Source organism: Streptomyces sp. NPDC002181, from assembly GCF_042890485.1.
Classification (GTDB): Bacteria; Actinomycetota; Actinomycetes; order Streptomycetales; family Streptomycetaceae; genus Streptomyces.
Genome location: NZ_JBIASC010000002.1, coordinates 664,797 through 679,196, shown reverse-complemented (window position 1 = coordinate 679,196; position 14,400 = coordinate 664,797). Strand labels below are relative to the sequence as shown.

Below are 14,400 nucleotides of genomic sequence, written 5' to 3'. Positions count from 1 at the left end.
CCTGCGGCCCCCCGCACGAGATCAGCACCCGCCTACCCCTGCCGCCCCCGGGATAAGGAACACTTCACCGCATCAGGTGACGTGAGAGCCGTTCAGTGGCGGCGGGGGCGCGTGGGAGATAGGCCCCGCGCCCCGGAGTCCCGTCGGGGGGAAGAGTGGTGGCAGTGCGGCGCGGCAGAGTGTCCGGCGTGATGGTGATCGCGGCAGCGAGCGTGACGGTGCTGAGCGGATGCGTGCCGTTCGGTTCCGGTGGGGCCCCGGCCGCGCGTTGCGTCTCGACACCGGTTTCCCCCTCGGTCCTGGAGAAGTACTCGCTGCCCGAGCTACCCCGCAGCGACGACGTGCGGTTCTGTGAGGCGCCGGACAAGGACGGCTCCTCGGCGCAGCTGTCGTTCCGGAGCGGTCCGGAAGACGCCGACTCCTACCTGAAGAGCCTCGACCTCGATCCGGCCACGTTCACCGACCTGCCGCCCGACACCCTCGCGGAGCTGGCGCGGGAGGACGGCGACGGCTGGAGCCTGACGCGGGGCGAGGCGTACCGGCGGGGCACGAAGGCGAGGGATTGGAACGGCCAGTGCCTCGTGGACTACACGGCCTACGTCCGCAAGAGCGCCGACCGGGACGGACGGGTCTACCTCGCCATGTACTGCCAGAGCTGAGCCGGGCGCCCGACACGCAGGGCGCCCGGCCCGCCGAAGGGGTGGGCCGGGCGCCGTTCGGTGTGCCGGGGCCGGTTACTCCGCCTCGGCCTCCAGGTTGCCTTCCGTGTCCAGGTAGACCTGGCGCAGGGCTTCCAGGACCTGCGGATCCGGCTTCTCCCACATGCCGCGGGACTCGGCCTCCAGGAGACGTTCCGCGATGCCGTGCAGGGCCCAGGGGTTGGCCTCCTCCAGGAAGGCGCGGTTGGCCGGGTCCAGGACGTACGTCTCGGTCAGCTTGTCGTACATCCAGTCGGCCACCACGCCCGTCGTGGCGTCGTAGCCGAAGAGGTAGTCGACCGTGGCCGCCAGCTCGAAGGCGCCCTTGTAGCCGTGGCGGCGCATCGCCTCGATCCACTTGGGGTTCACCACGCGGGCGCGGAAGACGCGGGAGGTCTCCTCGACGAGCGTGCGGGTCTTGACCGTCTCAGGGCGCGTGGAGTCGCCGATGTACGCCTCCGGGGCCGTGCCCCGCAGCGCGCGGACCGTGGCCACCATGCCGCCGTGGTACTGGAAGTAGTCGTCCGAGTCGGCGATGTCGTGCTCGCGGGTGTCCGTGTTCTTCGCGGCCACCGTGATCCGCTTGTACGCGGTCTCCATCTCCTCGCGCGCCGCCCGGCCCTCCAGGCCGCGGCCGTACGCGTAGCCGCCCCAGACCGTGTAGACCTCCGCCAGGTCGGCGTCCGTACGCCAGTCGCGGGAGTCGATCAGCTGGAGGATGCCGGCGCCGTACGTGCCCGGACGCGAGCCGAAGATGCGGGTCGTCGCACGGCGTTCGTCACCGTGGACGGCCAGGTCCGCCTGGGCGTGGGCCCGGATGAAGTTGTCCGAGGCGGGTTCGTCCAGGCCGGCCGCCAGCCGTACCGCATCGTCCAGCAGGCCGATGACGTGCGGGAACGCGTCGCGGAAGAAGCCCGAGATGCGCAGGGTCACGTCGATGCGTGGACGGCCCAGCTCGTCGAGCGGGATCGGCTCCAGGCCCGTGACGCGGCGCGAGGCCTCGTCCCAGACCGGGCGGACGCCGAGCAGGGCGAGCGCCTCGGCGACGTCGTCGCCGGAGGTGCGCATCGCGCTCGTGCCCCACAGGGACAGGCCGACGGAGGCCGGCCATTCGCCGTTGTCCGTGCGGTAGCGGGTGAGCAGGGAGTCGGCCAGGGCCTGGCCCGTCTCCCACGCGAGGCGGGAGGGTACGGCCTTCGGGTCGACGGAGTAGAAGTTCCGGCCCGTGGGAAGGACGTTCACCAGGCCGCGCAGGGGGGATCCCGAGGGGCCCGCCGGGACGAAGCGGCCGTCGAGGGCCGCCACCACGTGCGCGATCTCGTCCGTCGTGCCGGCCAGGCGCGGGACCACCTCGCGGGCGGCGAAGTCCAGTACGGCGACCACGTCCGCGGAGTGTCCGGCCGCGACCGAAGCCACCGCCTCCGGCGCCCAGTGCGCGTCCTCCATCGCCTGCACCAGCGCGCGGGCCGCCGCCTCCGCCTCGTCGGCGGTGGTGCGGGTGGCGGCGGACTCGTCCAGGCCGAGCGCCTCGCGCAGGCCGGGCAGGGCCGTCGTACCGCCCCAGATCTGGCGGGCGCGCAGGATCGCGAGGACCAGGTTGACCCGGGCCTCACCGGTCGGGGCGCCGCCCAGGACGTGCAGTCCGTCGCGGATCTGGGCGTCCTTGACCTCGCAGAGCCAGCCGTCGACGTGCAGCAGGAAGTCGTCGAAGCCCTCGTCGTCCGGGCGCTCCTCCAGACCCAGGTCGTGGTGGAGCTTCGCGGCCTGGATCAGCGTCCAGATCTGCGCGCGGATCGCCGGCAGCTTCGCCGGGTCCATGGCCGAGATCTGCGCGTACTCGTCGAGGTGCTGCTCCAGGCGCGCGATGTCCCCGTACGACTCCGCGCGCGCCATCGGCGGCACGAGGTGGTCGACCAGGGTGGCGTGCACGCGGCGCTTGGCCTGGGTGCCCTCGCCCGGGTCGTTGACCAGGAACGGGTAGATCAGGGGGAGGTCGCCGAGCGCGGCGTCCGGGGCGCAGGCAGCCGACAGGCCGGCGTTCTTGCCCGGCAGCCACTCCAGGTTGCCGTGCTTGCCCAGGTGGATCATCGCGTCGGCGCCGAAGCCGCCGTCCTCGGCCCGTGCCTGGATCCAGCGGTACGCGGCCAGGTAGTGGTGCGAGGGCGGCAGGTCGGGGTCGTGGTAGATCGCGATCGGGTTCTCGCCGAAGCCGCGCGGCGGCTGGATCAGGACGAGCAGGTTCCCGCGGCGCAGCGCCGCGAGGACGATGTCGCCCTCCGGGTTCGCGGAGCGGTCCACGAACATGTTGCCCGGCGCCTCGCCCCAGTGCTGCTCCACGCTCTCGCGCAGCTCGGCGGGGAGCTCGGCGAACCACCGCTTGTAGTCGGCGGCCGGGATGCGGACCGGGTTGCGGGCCAGCTGCTCCTCGGTCAGCCAGTCCTGGTCGTGGCCGCCGGCCTCGATCAGGGCGCGGATCAGCTCGTCGCCGTCGCCCGAGACCAGGCCCGGGACCTCCTCGACGGGGCCGAAGTCGTAGCCGCCCGCGATGAGGGTGCGCAGCAGCTCCACGGCGCTGGCCGGGGTGTCGAGGCCGACCGCGTTGCCGATGCGGGAGTGCTTGGTGGGGTACGCGGACAGGACGAGCGCGACCTTCTTGTCGCGCCGCTCGATGTGCCGCAGCCGGGCGTGGCGGACGGCGATCCCGGCGACGCGGGCGGCGCGCTCGGGGTCGGCCACGTACGCCGGCAGCCCGTCCTCGTCGAGCTCCTTGAAGGAGAACGGGACGGTGATCAGGCGGCCGTCGAACTCCGGGACCGCGACCTGCGTCGCGGCGTCGAGCGGGGAGAGGCCCTCGTCGTTCTCCTCCCAGGCGCTGCGCGAGCCGGTCAGGCACAGGGCCTGCAGGATCGGCACGCCGAGCCCGGCGAGCGCGCCCGCGTCCCAGGACTCGTCGTCGCCGCCGGCCGAGGCCGTGGCGGGCTTGGTGCCGCCTGCCGCGAGCACCGTGGTGACGATCGCGTCCGCCGACTCCAGTTCGGCGATCAGCTCCGGCTCCGGCGCGCGCAGGGAGGACACGTACAGGGGTACGGGCGTGCCGCCGGTCTCCACGATCGCGTCGCACAGCGCGTGCACGAAGGCGGTGTTGCCGCTCATCTGGTGGGCGCGGTAGTACAGCACCGCGATGCGCGGCCCGTACGGGCGCACCGGCGTGCGCTCCAGCGGGCCCCAGGTGGGCGCCGCGGCGGGCGGCTCGAAGCCGTGGCCGGTGAGCAGCACGGTGTCGGAGAGGAAGCGCGCCAGCTGGTCCAGGTTGGCGGGGCCGCCGTGCGCGAGGTAGCCGTGCGCCTCGGCCGCGATGCCGATCGGGACCGTCGAGGCCTCCATCAGCTGGGCGTCCGGGGCCTGTTCGCCGGTGAGGACGACCACCGGGCGGGTCTGTTCCGGCGCCAGGAGCAGGTCGAGGCCGTCCTGCCAGGCGCGCAGGCCGCCCAGGAGGCGTACGACGACCAGGTCGACGCCGTCGAGCAGGGCGGGCAGGTCGTCCAGGGGAAGGCGGGAGGGGTTCGCGAACCGGTACGGCACGGGGCCGTCCGCGGCGCGGGCGCTGAGCAGATCGGTGTCGGACGTCGACAGCAGCAGGATCATGCGGCGGCATGCCTTCCTCGGGGTTTCCGCGCCCCGGGCAGTGTGGACAGCGGGAGTTCCTGACTCACCCGGCGGATCGCTCCGCGGGTTCACAGTGGCGGGACCGCGCCGGATTCGCACCGGGCTTCCTCCCAGCGGGCCACGTGGCTCCGCCGGGGGTCATCTTAGGTGGCGTTCTCCCTGGCCGGGAGTGGGGGTGGTCCGCGCACGGGGAGCGGATCGGGGCAGGTCGGGCGGAGGGTGGGGCGCAGGGGGAGGGTGGTGACGGACACAGGTCGAGGTCGGTCAATCGTGGGTATGCTCGCCGCCATGCCGCCCCAGCCCCCTTCCGCCGCAGTGCGGGACGAACCGGTCATACGTGACCGCGGTGACGCCTGCCCCGGTGCGCTGCGGCTGCACGCGGCGGACGACGGGTACCTGGCCCGGATCCGGATACCCGGCGGGATGCTCGACGCGGACGCGGCCCTGCTCCTGGCCGACGCGGCGGACCGGCTCGGCGACGGGCACGTCGACCTCACCTCGCGCGGCAACGCGCAGCTGCGCGGGCTCGGCGCGAGCTGCGGGGGCGAGCTGCGGGGCGTGCTCGTACGCGCCGGGCTGCTGCCCGCGCCCACCCACGAGCGGGTCCGCAACATCGTCGCCTCGCCCCTGACCGGCCTGGACCGGCGCGGTCTGCCCGACGTGGCCCCCTGGGTCGCCGAGCTGGACCGGCTGCTGTGCGCGAGCGCGCCGGCGGCCGGGCTGTCGGGGCGCTTCCTGTTCGCCCTCGACGACGGCCGCGGGGACGTGACCTCGCTCGACGCCGATGTGAACCTGACCGCCGTCCGGGACGGGGGCGGGGACCGGGCGCTGCTGTGGACCGCCGACCCGGCGGACGCGCTGCTCGTCGGCGCGGCCGACGCGCCGAAGGCCGCGCTCGTGGCCGCGGAGTACTTCCTGGACGCCGTCCGGGCGGCCGGTACCCGGGCCTGGCGGGTGTCGGAGCTGCCCGCGGAACACGCCCTGGACCGCGAGGGGTTGGGCGGGAGGCTGGCCGCCGCCGGGATCCCGGCCCCCGCCGCGCCGGGCTCCGCGGCCGCCTCCTTGCGCGGACCGGCCCCCGAACCGGGTGTGGTCGAGGGGCCCGGCGGCGCCGCCGCGCTCAGCGTGCTGGCGCCGCTGGGCCGTCTGAGCACCGCGCAGTGGCGCGCCCTGGCCGCGCTGACCGGCCGTATCCGCCTGACCCCCTGGCGGGGGATCGTCGTCCCCGGCCTGCCCGCCGGAGCCGCCGGGGAGGCGCTCGCCGCCCTCGCCGAAGCCGGACTCGTGACCGGCTCCGACGATCCCTGGCGGTCCGTCACCGCCTGTACCGGGCAGCCCGGTTGTGCGAAGTCCCGCGCCGACGTGCGCGCCGACGCGCGTGCCGTCGTAGCGCAGGCGCAGGCGCAGGCGCAGGCGCAGGAACGGGAACGGGAACAAGCGCGGGCACGGGTGCGTACGCCGGCGCAGGGGACCCGCCTGCTGCCCGTGCACTGGTCCGGCTGCGAGCGCCGGTGCGGGCACCCCCGCGGCACCGCCTGGGCGGACGTGGTCGCCACCGCCGACGGGTACGACCTCTCCGCGGCCGGACAGACCCCGCGCCGGGGCGTCCCGGCCTCCGAACTTCCCGCGGCCCTCGCGGCCGTACGCCGCACCACCTCCCACGACGCAGCGAAGAAATGAGCGAGTACACAGTGTTCGAGTACGAGAAGGACGGCGCGGCCATCTACCGCCAGTCCTTTGCCACGATCCGCGCCGAGGCGGACCTCTCCGGGCTGCCCGCCTCCGTCGCCCAGGTCGCGGTGCGCATGATTCACGCCTGCGGAATGACCGACCTGCCCCGGGACCTCGGCTACACCCCGGAGGTCGTGCTCCGCGCACGGGCCGCGCTGCACGCCGGCGCGCCGATCCTGTGCGACGTCCAGATGGTCGCCAGCGGGGTCACCCGCAAGCGGCTGCCCGCCGGCAACGAGGTGATCTGCACCCTCTCCGACCCCGCCGTGCCGGCCCTCGCCGCCAGGATGGGGACCACGCGCAGCGCCGCCGCGCTCGAAGTCTGGCGCGACCGCGGGCTGCTGGAGGGATCGGTGATCGCCGTCGGCAACGCGCCGACCGCCCTGTTCCGGCTGCTGGAGATGATCGAGGAGGGCGCCCCGCGCCCCGCCGCCGTCATCGGCGTCCCCGTCGGCTTCATCGGCGCCGCCGAGTCCAAGGACGCGCTCGCCGCCCACGCCTCCGGGCTCGACCACCTGATCGTGCGCGGCCGGCGCGGCGGCAGCGCCATCGCGGCCGCCGCCGTCAACGCGATCGCGAGCGAGGAAGAATGAGCAGCGCAACCACCTCCGGGAAGCTGTACGGCGTAGGGCTCGGCCCGGGCGACCCCTCCCTGATGACCCTGCGGGCCGTCGAGGTGATCGCCGAGGCGCAGGTCATCGCGTACCACAGCGCCCGCCACGGCCGCTCGATCGCCCGCTCGATCGCCGCGAAGCACCTGCGGGCCGACCACATCGAGGAGCCGCTGGTCTACCCGGTCACCACCGAGACCACCGACCACCCCGGCGGCTACCAGGGCGCGATGGAGGAGTTCTACGAGGCCTCCGCCGCCCGCCTCGCCGCGCACCTGGACGCCGGGCGGACCGTCGCCGTGCTCGCCGAGGGCGACCCGCTCTTCTACGGCTCGTACATGCACATGCACAAGCGGCTCGCCGACCGCTACGAGGCCGAGGTGATCCCCGGCGTGACCTCGGTGAGCGCCGCCGCCGCCCGCCTCGGGACCCCGCTCGTCGAGGGCGAGGAGGTGCTGACGATCCTGCCCGGCACCCTGCCCGAGGAGGAGCTCACCGCCCGCCTCGCCGCCACCGACTCCGCGGTCGTGATGAAGCTCGGCCGCACCTTCCCGGCCGTGCGCCGGGCCATGGAGGGCAGCGGCCGCCTCGCGGAGGCCCGGTACGTGGAACGCGCGACCATGGAGGGGGAGCGGACCGGCGTCCTCGCCGACACCGACCCCGACAGCGTCCCGTACTTCGCCGTCGCCGTGGTGCCCAGCCGCATCGGCAACCCGGGCAGCGTGCCGTCCGGGCCCGGCGAGGTCGCCGTCGTCGGCACGGGACCGGCCGGACCGCTCTGGCTCACCCCCGAGACGCGGCGTGCGCTGGCCGACGCCGAGGTGCTCGTCGGGTACACCACGTACCTGGACCGCGTCCCCGCCAAGCCGGGCCAGATCCGGCACGGCTCCGACAACAAGGTGGAGTCGGAGCGCGCCGAGTTCGCGCTCGACCTCGCCCGGCGCGGCAGGCGCGTGGCCGTGGTCTCCGGCGGGGACCCGGGCGTCTTCGCCATGGCCACCGCAGTCCTTGAGGTCGCCGGGCAGCCGGAGTACAAGGACGTGCCCGTACGGGTCCTGCCGGGGGTGACCGCCGCGAACGCGGCGGCCGCCGCGGCCGGGGCCCCGCTCGGCCACGACTACGCCACCATCTCCCTGTCGGACCGGCTCAAGCCGTGGGAGGTCGTCGCGGAGCGGCTGCGCGCCGCCGCCGCGGCGGACCTGGTGCTCGCCCTGTACAACCCGGGCTCGCGCAGCCGGACCTGGCAGGTGGCCCAGGCCAAGGAGCTGCTGCTGGAGCTGCGTTCGGAGCGGACCCCGGTGGTGGTCGCGCGGGACGTGGGCGGCCCGGAGCAGTCGGTCCGCATCCTCGCGCTCGGCGAACTGGAGCCGTCCGAGGTGGACATGCGCACGATCCTGCTGATCGGTTCCTCGCAGACACAGGTCACCGAGCGGCCGGACGGCTCCCGCGTCACGTGGACCCCGCGCCGCTACCCGGAGCTCTGACCGGCCGGCCGGCCGGCCCCGGGCGTGGCGACACGTCCGGGGCCGGGGCTCAGCACTGCCAGAGGAAGGCCGCCCGGCCGCAGGGCTCGCAGGCGTGCGCATAGGCGCTGCCGGAGCCGAAGTTGGGGGCGGTCAGGGGATCCGGACCCTCCTCCAGCTGCGCGACGAACTCCATCGGACGGCCGCAGCCCGCGCAATCGGGCGTCTCGTCGTACTGGAGCCAGTCGGCGACGCCGCCCAGCTGACCGAGGACGTGGCGCCGGGGGCGCCCGCTCCGCTCGGACCAGGCCTTGGCCGCGGCCCCGTACTCCGGCCCGGCCACCGCCACCCGCTCGACGGTACGGACCGCCCCGGGCTGCCGGACGTCCTCGTCGTCCTCCTCGTCCGCTTCCTCGTCCGTGTCCCCGTCCTCGGAGGCGGGGAGCGCGGGCAGCGGTATCGGCACGAGCCCGGCCGGCGGGAAGAGGTACGCCCTGTTGCCGCCGGCCGTGGCGCTCCACTCCTCGCACCCGCCCGGGTCGTTCGCGCACATGAAGACGGCGAGGACCCCGCGCCCGCCGTCGAGGACCAGGTGCGCGATGAACTGCAGCGGCCCCGAGCAGGCCGTGCAGGTGGGCCACGGGGTGCCCGCGGGGGCCAGCGGAAGGCCCCCGACACGGGTGACGGGGGCATCGGGTGCGGCGGAGCCGTCGTGGATCAGCAAGGTGGTGGCGCTCATACCGAAGAGAGTAGGAGCAGCCGCCGACAACAGCCGGGCGGGTCAGGCCCGGGCCGCCCCGAGCCATTCCAGGGCCGTGTCCGTGTCCCCCGCCTCCGCGACGCCCTCCGGGACCCGGGGCCTGCGGACCAGCAGGACCGGGATCCCCGCCTCGCGGGCCGCGGTCAGTTTGGGGGCGGTCGCGGAGCCGCCGCTGTCCTTGGTGACCAGGACGTCGATCCGGTGCCGCGCGATCAGCTCCCGCTCGCCCTCCAAGGTGAACGGGCCCCGGTCGAGCAGGACTTCGAGCCGCGGCGGTACCGGCGCGTCCGGCGGGTCCACCGAACGCACCAGGAACCAGGTGTCGGTGAGGTGCGCGAAGGTGTGCAGGCCCATGCGGCCGGTGGTCAGGAACGCGCGGGAGTCCAGGCGGGGCAGCCGTACGGCCGCCTCGTCGAGCGAGTCCACGAAGGTCCAGTCGTCGCCCGGCCGCGGAGTCCAGCCGGGGCGCCGCAGCGCCAGCAGCGGCACCCCCGTGAGCGCCTGCGCCTCGGCGGCGTGGAAGCTCATCCGCTCCGCGAAGGGGTGGGTGGCGTCCACGACGCGGGTGACGTCGTGGGCGACGATCCAGGCGGCCAGGCCCGCGATGCCGCCGAAGCCGCCGATCCGCGTATCGCCCGGCGGGAGCACCGGTGAGGCGACCCGGCCCGCCAGCGAGGTGGTCACATGGCAGGAGGGGTCGGCGGCCAGCGCCTCCGCGAGGCGGCGCGCCTCCGTTGTGCCGCCCAGGATCAGGACGTGGTGGGCCGGGAGGGGGGCCGGTTCAGCAGGCATGCCGGTCGCGCTCGGCGGAGTAGAGGTGGCTGTCGCGGAACTGCTCGGCGCCGAGCGTACGGCCGACCACGATGACCGCGGTGCGGACCAGGCCCGCCTCCTTCACCTGCGCGGCGATGTCCTCCAGCGTGCCGCGCAGGATCAGCTCGTCGGGGCGGCTGGCCATCGCCACCACCGCCACCGGGCACTCGGCCCCGTAGTGCGGCAGCAGTTCGGCGACGACCCGGTCCACGTAGCGGGTGGCCAGGTGCAGCACCAGCAGCGCCCCGCTGCGGCCGAGCGTGGCCAGGTCCTCGCCGGGCGGCATCGGCGTGGCCTGCTGGGCGATCCGGGTCAGGATCACCGTCTGGCCGACGGTGGGCACCGTCAGCTCCCGCTTCAGCGCGGCCGCCGCCGCGGCGAACGCCGGGACGCCGGGGACCACCTCGTACGGGATGCCGGCCGCGTCGAGCCGCCGCATCTGCTCCGCCACCGCGCTGAAGATCGACGGGTCGCCGGAGTGCAGCCGCGCCACGTCCTCGCCCGCCGCGTGGGCCCGTACGCATTCGGCGATGATCTCGTCGAGGTTCAGCTGCGAGGTGTCGACCAGGCGGGCGTCCGGCGGGCACTCGGCCAGCAGTTCGCGCGGGACCAGGCTGCCCGCGTACAGGCAGACGGGGGCGGCGGCGATCCGTCGGGCACCGCGCACCGTGATCAGGTCGGCGGCGCCGGGGCCCGCACCGATGAAGTACACGGTCATGTCGTCTGGTCCTCTTCCTCGTTCTGGTCCTGCGCTGTGGGATCGTCCGGCCGCGGCCAGGGCTTGGTCACGGTCCACTGGGTGACCGGCATAGCCTGCCGCCAGCCCGTGAAACCGCCGACCGCCACCGCGTGCGCGACGGCCAGTTTGACCAGGTCGCCGCCGTGGCGCCGGTAGCGCTCGGTGAGGACCGCCTCCGATTCCAGGGTCACGGTGTTGACCACGAGCCGGCCGCCCGGGGCCAGCGCCTCCCAGGCCGCGTCCAGCAGGCCCGGGGCGGTCAGCCCGCCGCCGATGAACACGGCGTCGGGGGAGGGGAGTCCGGCGAGCGCGCCGGGCGCGGCGCCGGTGACCACGCGCAGCCCCGGGACGCCGAGCGCCGCCGCGTTGCGGGTGATGCGGGCCGCCCGCTCCGGGACGCGCTCCACGGCCACCGCCCGGCAGGAGGGGTGCGTGCGCATCCACTCGATGCCGATCGAGCCGGAGCCGCCGCCGATGTCCCACAGCAGTTCGCCGGGGGCCGGAGCCAGGGCGCACAGGGTGGCGGCCCGGACGTGGCGCTTGGTGAGCTGGCCGTCGTGCTCGTACGCGGTGTCGGGCAGGCCGGGGGTCGCGCCGAGCCGGGGGACGGAGCCGTCACGGTCCCGGCGGCACTCCACGGCCACCACGTTGAGGGGGTCGCCGGGCGCGTGGTCCCAGCTCTCGGCCCGTCCCTCGTACGCGTCCTCGCGCTCGGAGCCGAGCTGTTCCAGCACCCGCATCCGGCTCGGCCCGAAGCCCCGCTCCCGGAGCAGAGCGGCGATCTCGCCCGGGGTCACCGCTCCGGCGCTGAGCACCAGCACCCGCCGCCCCTCGTACAGCGCGGCCGCGAGCCGGGCCACCGGGCGGCCGACCACCGTCACCACCTCGGTGTCCTCCACCGGCCAGCCCAGGCGGGCGCAGGCGTACGAGACGGAGGAGGGGTGCGGGTGGACCCGCAGGCCGTCCGGTCCGAGCTCCTCGGCCAGGGCCCGGCCGATCCCGTAGAACATGGGGTCGCCACTGGCCAGCACGGCGATCCGGCGGCCCGCGTGCTCGGCCATCAGCTTCGGCACGGCGGGCCGCAGCGGGCTCGGCCAGGCCACCCGCTCGCCGGCGCAGTCGCCGGCCGGCAGCAGGTCCAGCTGGCGCGGCCCGCCGATCAGCACCTCGGCCCCGGTCAGCGCGGACCGCGCGGCGGCGGTGAGCCCGGCCCAGCCGTCGGCGCCGAGGCCGACGACCGACACGGGTGGGGGGAGCGGCGGTGCGGAGCTCACTGCGCGGTACCTCGGGAACGGGAAGGGGAGCGGGCGGACGGACCCGCAGCCTACTGGCCCGGGGGACCGGCCCCCGGCTCCGCCCCCGCGTCAGGGGAGGTCTACCCTCGGTAACCCCAAGGTGACCGCACCGCGCACCCCACCGTCCCACCGTCGCGAGGGAGCTCACATGCCTGGCTGGAACGCCGAGAACATCCCCGACCAGAGCGGCCGCACCGCCGTCGTCACGGGTGCCAACAGCGGGATCGGCTACGTCGCCGCCCGCGAGCTCGCGCGGCGCGGAGCCGACGTGGTGCTGGCCTGCCGCAGCGCCGCGCGCGGCCGGGCCGCGGTGGTCCGGCTGCGCGCCGAGGTCCCGGGGGCGAAGGCGGACTTCCTCCCGCTGGACCTGGCCGACCTGGCCTCCGTACGGGAGTTCGCGCACGTCCACGGGCAGCGCAGGCGCTCCCTCGACCTGCTCGTGAACAACGCGGGCGTCATGGCCCTGCCGTACGGGAAGACCGCCGACGGGTTCGAGACCCAGTTCGGCGTCAACCACCTCGGCCACTTCGCGCTCACCGGACTGCTCCTGCCCCAGCTGCTGTCCGCCGCCCCCGGGGCCCGGATCGTCACCGTCTCCAGCGGGTTCCACGCGCTCGGCGACGTCGACCTCGACGACCTGAACGGAGAGCGCGGCTACCGGCGCTGGATCGCGTACGGCCGTTCCAAGACCGCCAACCTCCTCTTCACGCACGAGCTGGCCCGGCGCCTCGCAGCCGCCGGCTCCGGGATCGTCGCGGCCGCCGCGCACCCCGGCTACGCCTCGACCAACCTGCACGTCGGTGCCTCGCTCCAGGAGGGCCACCGGCCCATGTCGCGGCTGATGGGCCTCGGCGCCGCCGTCCTCGCCCAGCCCGCGGCCTCCGGCGCGCTGCCCACGCTGTACGCGGCCACCGCCCCGGAGGTACGGCCCGACGCGTTCTACGGGCCGCGGCTCGGCTGGCGCGGGGCGCCCGCTCCCTCCTGGCGGGCGAAGTGGACCTTGGACGACACCTCCGGCGAACGGCTCTGGGCCGCCTCGCAGAAGCTGACCGCCGTCGCGTACGGGTTCTCCGCGCGCTGAGCCGGCGGCGGTGCGGGTCCCGGGCGGGGCCGCTCCCGCGTGAGCCCCCCGTCCGCCCCCGGGGTGCCTCGGGGCGCCCCGGACGGGACCTGATCCGCCGGGCGGCCGGCGCGGGAGACTCGGCGCCATGGACGACGACACGGACAACCACCCAGAAGTCCACGAAGCCCACGATCATGCGGTGGTCCTCGGCGCAGGCCTGGCGGGGCTGCTGGCGGCGCGGGCACTCGCCCAGCGGTTCGCGCGCGTGACCGTGGTGGAACGGGACGAACTGCCGGACACCGGACCGGCCTTCAGGCCCGGTGTACCGCAGTCCCGGCACGTGCACGTGCTCTGGTCGCGGGGCCTGGACCTGATGGAGGGGCTGCTGCCGGGGGTCACCCGCGAGCTGCTGGCGGCCGGGGCGGCACTGATGGAGACGCCGCGCGACTTCCTGTGGCTGAGCCCGGCCGACTGGTTCCACCCGGTTCCGGGGTCCCGGATCCTGATCGGCAGCCGGGAGCTGCTCGACTGGACGGTCCGCCGGGAGGTGCTGCGGGACGAGCGCATCCGGGTACGCTCCGGCGCCATGGTGACCGGGCTCGTCGCCGGTCCCGACGGCCGCTCCGTCACCGGCGTACGGCTGCGCGAGGGCGACCCGCTGGCGGCCCGCTTCGTGGTCGACGCGACCGGGCGGACCTCCCGGGCCCCGGCCTGGCTCGCCGCCCTCGGCCACCCGGCCCCGGCGACCACCCGCTACGACTCCCACCTCGGCTACGCCAGCCGCTACTACGAGATCCCGCCGGATCCCGCGCGCCGCTGGCAGGGGATCTACGTACAGGGCCGCCCCGAGAACCCGCGCGGCGGCGTGCTGGTGCCCCTCGACGACGGCCGCTGGCTGGTGACCCTGACCGGCAACGGCGAACACGCCCCGCCGACCGGGGAAGAGGAGTTCCTCGAGTTCACCCGGAGCCTGCGCTCCCCGGTGCTCTACGACGCCCTCCGCGACGCCAAACCGCTCTCCGCGCCGACGAGCTACCGCAACACCGCCAACGAATGGCGCCACTTCGAGCGCCTCGACCGCTGGCCGGCCGGATTCGTCGTGATCGGCGACGCCGTCTGCCGGGTCAACCCCGTGTACGGGCAGGGGATGACGGTGGCCGCCCTCGCGGCGGACGCGCTGGCCGGCGCCATCCGGGGCCTGGCACCCCGGGAGATCGCCGCGGCCTCCCGGCGGATCCAGCGCCGTACGGCCGCCGCCTCCGACGTGGCCTGGCAGATCGCCACCAGCGAGGACATGCGGTACCCGGAGACCGACGGGCCGCCGCCCGACCGGGCCACCAAGGTCCTCCAGGCCTACATGTCCCGGGTGATCGTGGGCGCCAACGCCGACCCGGAGATCTCCCGGCCCTTCTTCGGCGTGCTGTCGCTGGCGCTCTCGCCGAACGTCCTGCTCAGCCCCGGCACCGTGATGCGGGTCCTGTCCAAATGGCGGCTGCCGACGGCCCCGGAGACCGCCGACTACCCCTCGCACCACAAGGCCCCGGCGGACTCGGGCCCGTAG

11 protein-coding genes and 1 riboswitch are annotated in these 14,400 nt (G+C 75.1%); of the genes, 6 read left to right on the top strand and 5 right to left on the bottom strand.

Annotation, left to right across the window (positions count from 1 at the left end):
• Nucleotides 1-164: 164 nt before the first annotated feature.
• Nucleotides 165-659 carry a hypothetical protein gene (locus ACFYXV_RS09210; protein ID WP_389382445.1) on the top strand — a complete coding sequence of 165 codons (495 nt, stop codon included), beginning with the start codon at nt 165-167 and terminating at the stop codon, nt 657-659.
• A 75-nt stretch (nt 660-734) separates the two neighbouring features.
• On the opposite strand, the gene cobN is transcribed toward ACFYXV_RS09210, so the two are convergent.
• Nucleotides 735-4,343, bottom strand: coding sequence for a cobaltochelatase subunit CobN (gene cobN / locus ACFYXV_RS09205; RefSeq protein WP_385466933.1), 3,609 nt, complete (start codon nt 4,341-4,343; stop codon nt 735-737).
• Between the two features lie 32 nt (nt 4,344-4,375).
• Nucleotides 4,376-4,513, bottom strand: a riboswitch (cobalamin riboswitch).
• A 139-nt stretch (nt 4,514-4,652) separates the two neighbouring features.
• Between cobN and cobG the strand changes: the two genes are divergently transcribed.
• From cobG to ACFYXV_RS09190, 3 genes are read left to right on the top strand one after another with little or no spacing between them, the layout of a single operon-like run.
• Nucleotides 4,653-6,044, top strand: coding sequence for a precorrin-3B synthase (gene cobG, locus ACFYXV_RS09200; protein ID WP_389382444.1), 1,392 nt, complete (start codon nt 4,653-4,655; stop codon nt 6,042-6,044).
• Entirely contained in the window at nt 6,041-6,688 is a 648-nt protein-coding gene (locus ACFYXV_RS09195; protein ID WP_385466939.1) for a precorrin-8X methylmutase, read from the top strand. The genes cobG and ACFYXV_RS09195 overlap by 4 nt, the downstream gene beginning before the upstream one ends.
• The gene (locus tag ACFYXV_RS09190) at nt 6,685-8,190 is read left to right on the top strand and encodes a precorrin-2 C(20)-methyltransferase (protein ID WP_389382443.1); all 1,506 of its coding nucleotides are present in this window, start codon (nt 6,685-6,687) and stop codon (nt 8,188-8,190) included. Before ACFYXV_RS09195 ends, ACFYXV_RS09190 begins: the two co-directional genes overlap by 4 nt.
• 49 nt (nt 8,191-8,239) lie before the next feature.
• Here ACFYXV_RS09190 and ACFYXV_RS09185 read toward each other — a convergent pair whose 3' ends face one another.
• The 4 genes from ACFYXV_RS09185 to cbiE are packed head-to-tail and all read right to left on the bottom strand — an operon-like array spanning nt 8,240 to nt 11,755.
• A complete protein-coding gene (locus ACFYXV_RS09185; protein WP_389382442.1) occupies nt 8,240-8,908 on the bottom strand; it encodes a hypothetical protein in 669 nt (222 codons plus the stop codon).
• Nucleotides 8,909-8,950: 42 nt separating this feature from the next.
• Entirely contained in the window at nt 8,951-9,721 is a 771-nt protein-coding gene (locus tag ACFYXV_RS09180; RefSeq protein WP_389382441.1) for a cobalt-precorrin-6A reductase, read from the bottom strand.
• Nucleotides 9,711-10,460 (bottom strand): precorrin-4 C(11)-methyltransferase, encoded by a 750-nt coding sequence (gene cobM / locus ACFYXV_RS09175; protein ID WP_389382440.1) that lies wholly within the window; start codon nt 10,458-10,460, stop codon nt 9,711-9,713. The genes ACFYXV_RS09180 and cobM overlap by 11 nt, the downstream gene beginning before the upstream one ends.
• On the bottom strand, nt 10,457-11,755 hold the full coding sequence (cbiE, locus tag ACFYXV_RS09170) for a precorrin-6y C5,15-methyltransferase (decarboxylating) subunit CbiE (RefSeq protein WP_389382439.1): 1,299 nt from the start codon (nt 11,753-11,755) through the stop codon (nt 10,457-10,459). Before cbiE ends, cobM begins: the two co-directional genes overlap by 4 nt.
• A 169-nt stretch (nt 11,756-11,924) precedes the next feature.
• On the opposite strand from cbiE, the gene ACFYXV_RS09165 reads away from it, so the two are divergent.
• Both ACFYXV_RS09165 and ACFYXV_RS09160 read left to right on the top strand, forming a co-directional pair.
• The gene (locus ACFYXV_RS09165; RefSeq protein WP_389382438.1) at nt 11,925-12,857 is read left to right on the top strand and encodes an oxidoreductase; all 933 of its coding nucleotides are present in this window, start codon (nt 11,925-11,927) and stop codon (nt 12,855-12,857) included.
• A gap of 127 nt (nt 12,858-12,984) precedes the next feature.
• Nucleotides 12,985-14,400, top strand: coding sequence for an NAD(P)/FAD-dependent oxidoreductase (locus tag ACFYXV_RS09160; RefSeq protein WP_389382437.1), 1,416 nt, complete (start codon nt 12,985-12,987; stop codon nt 14,398-14,400).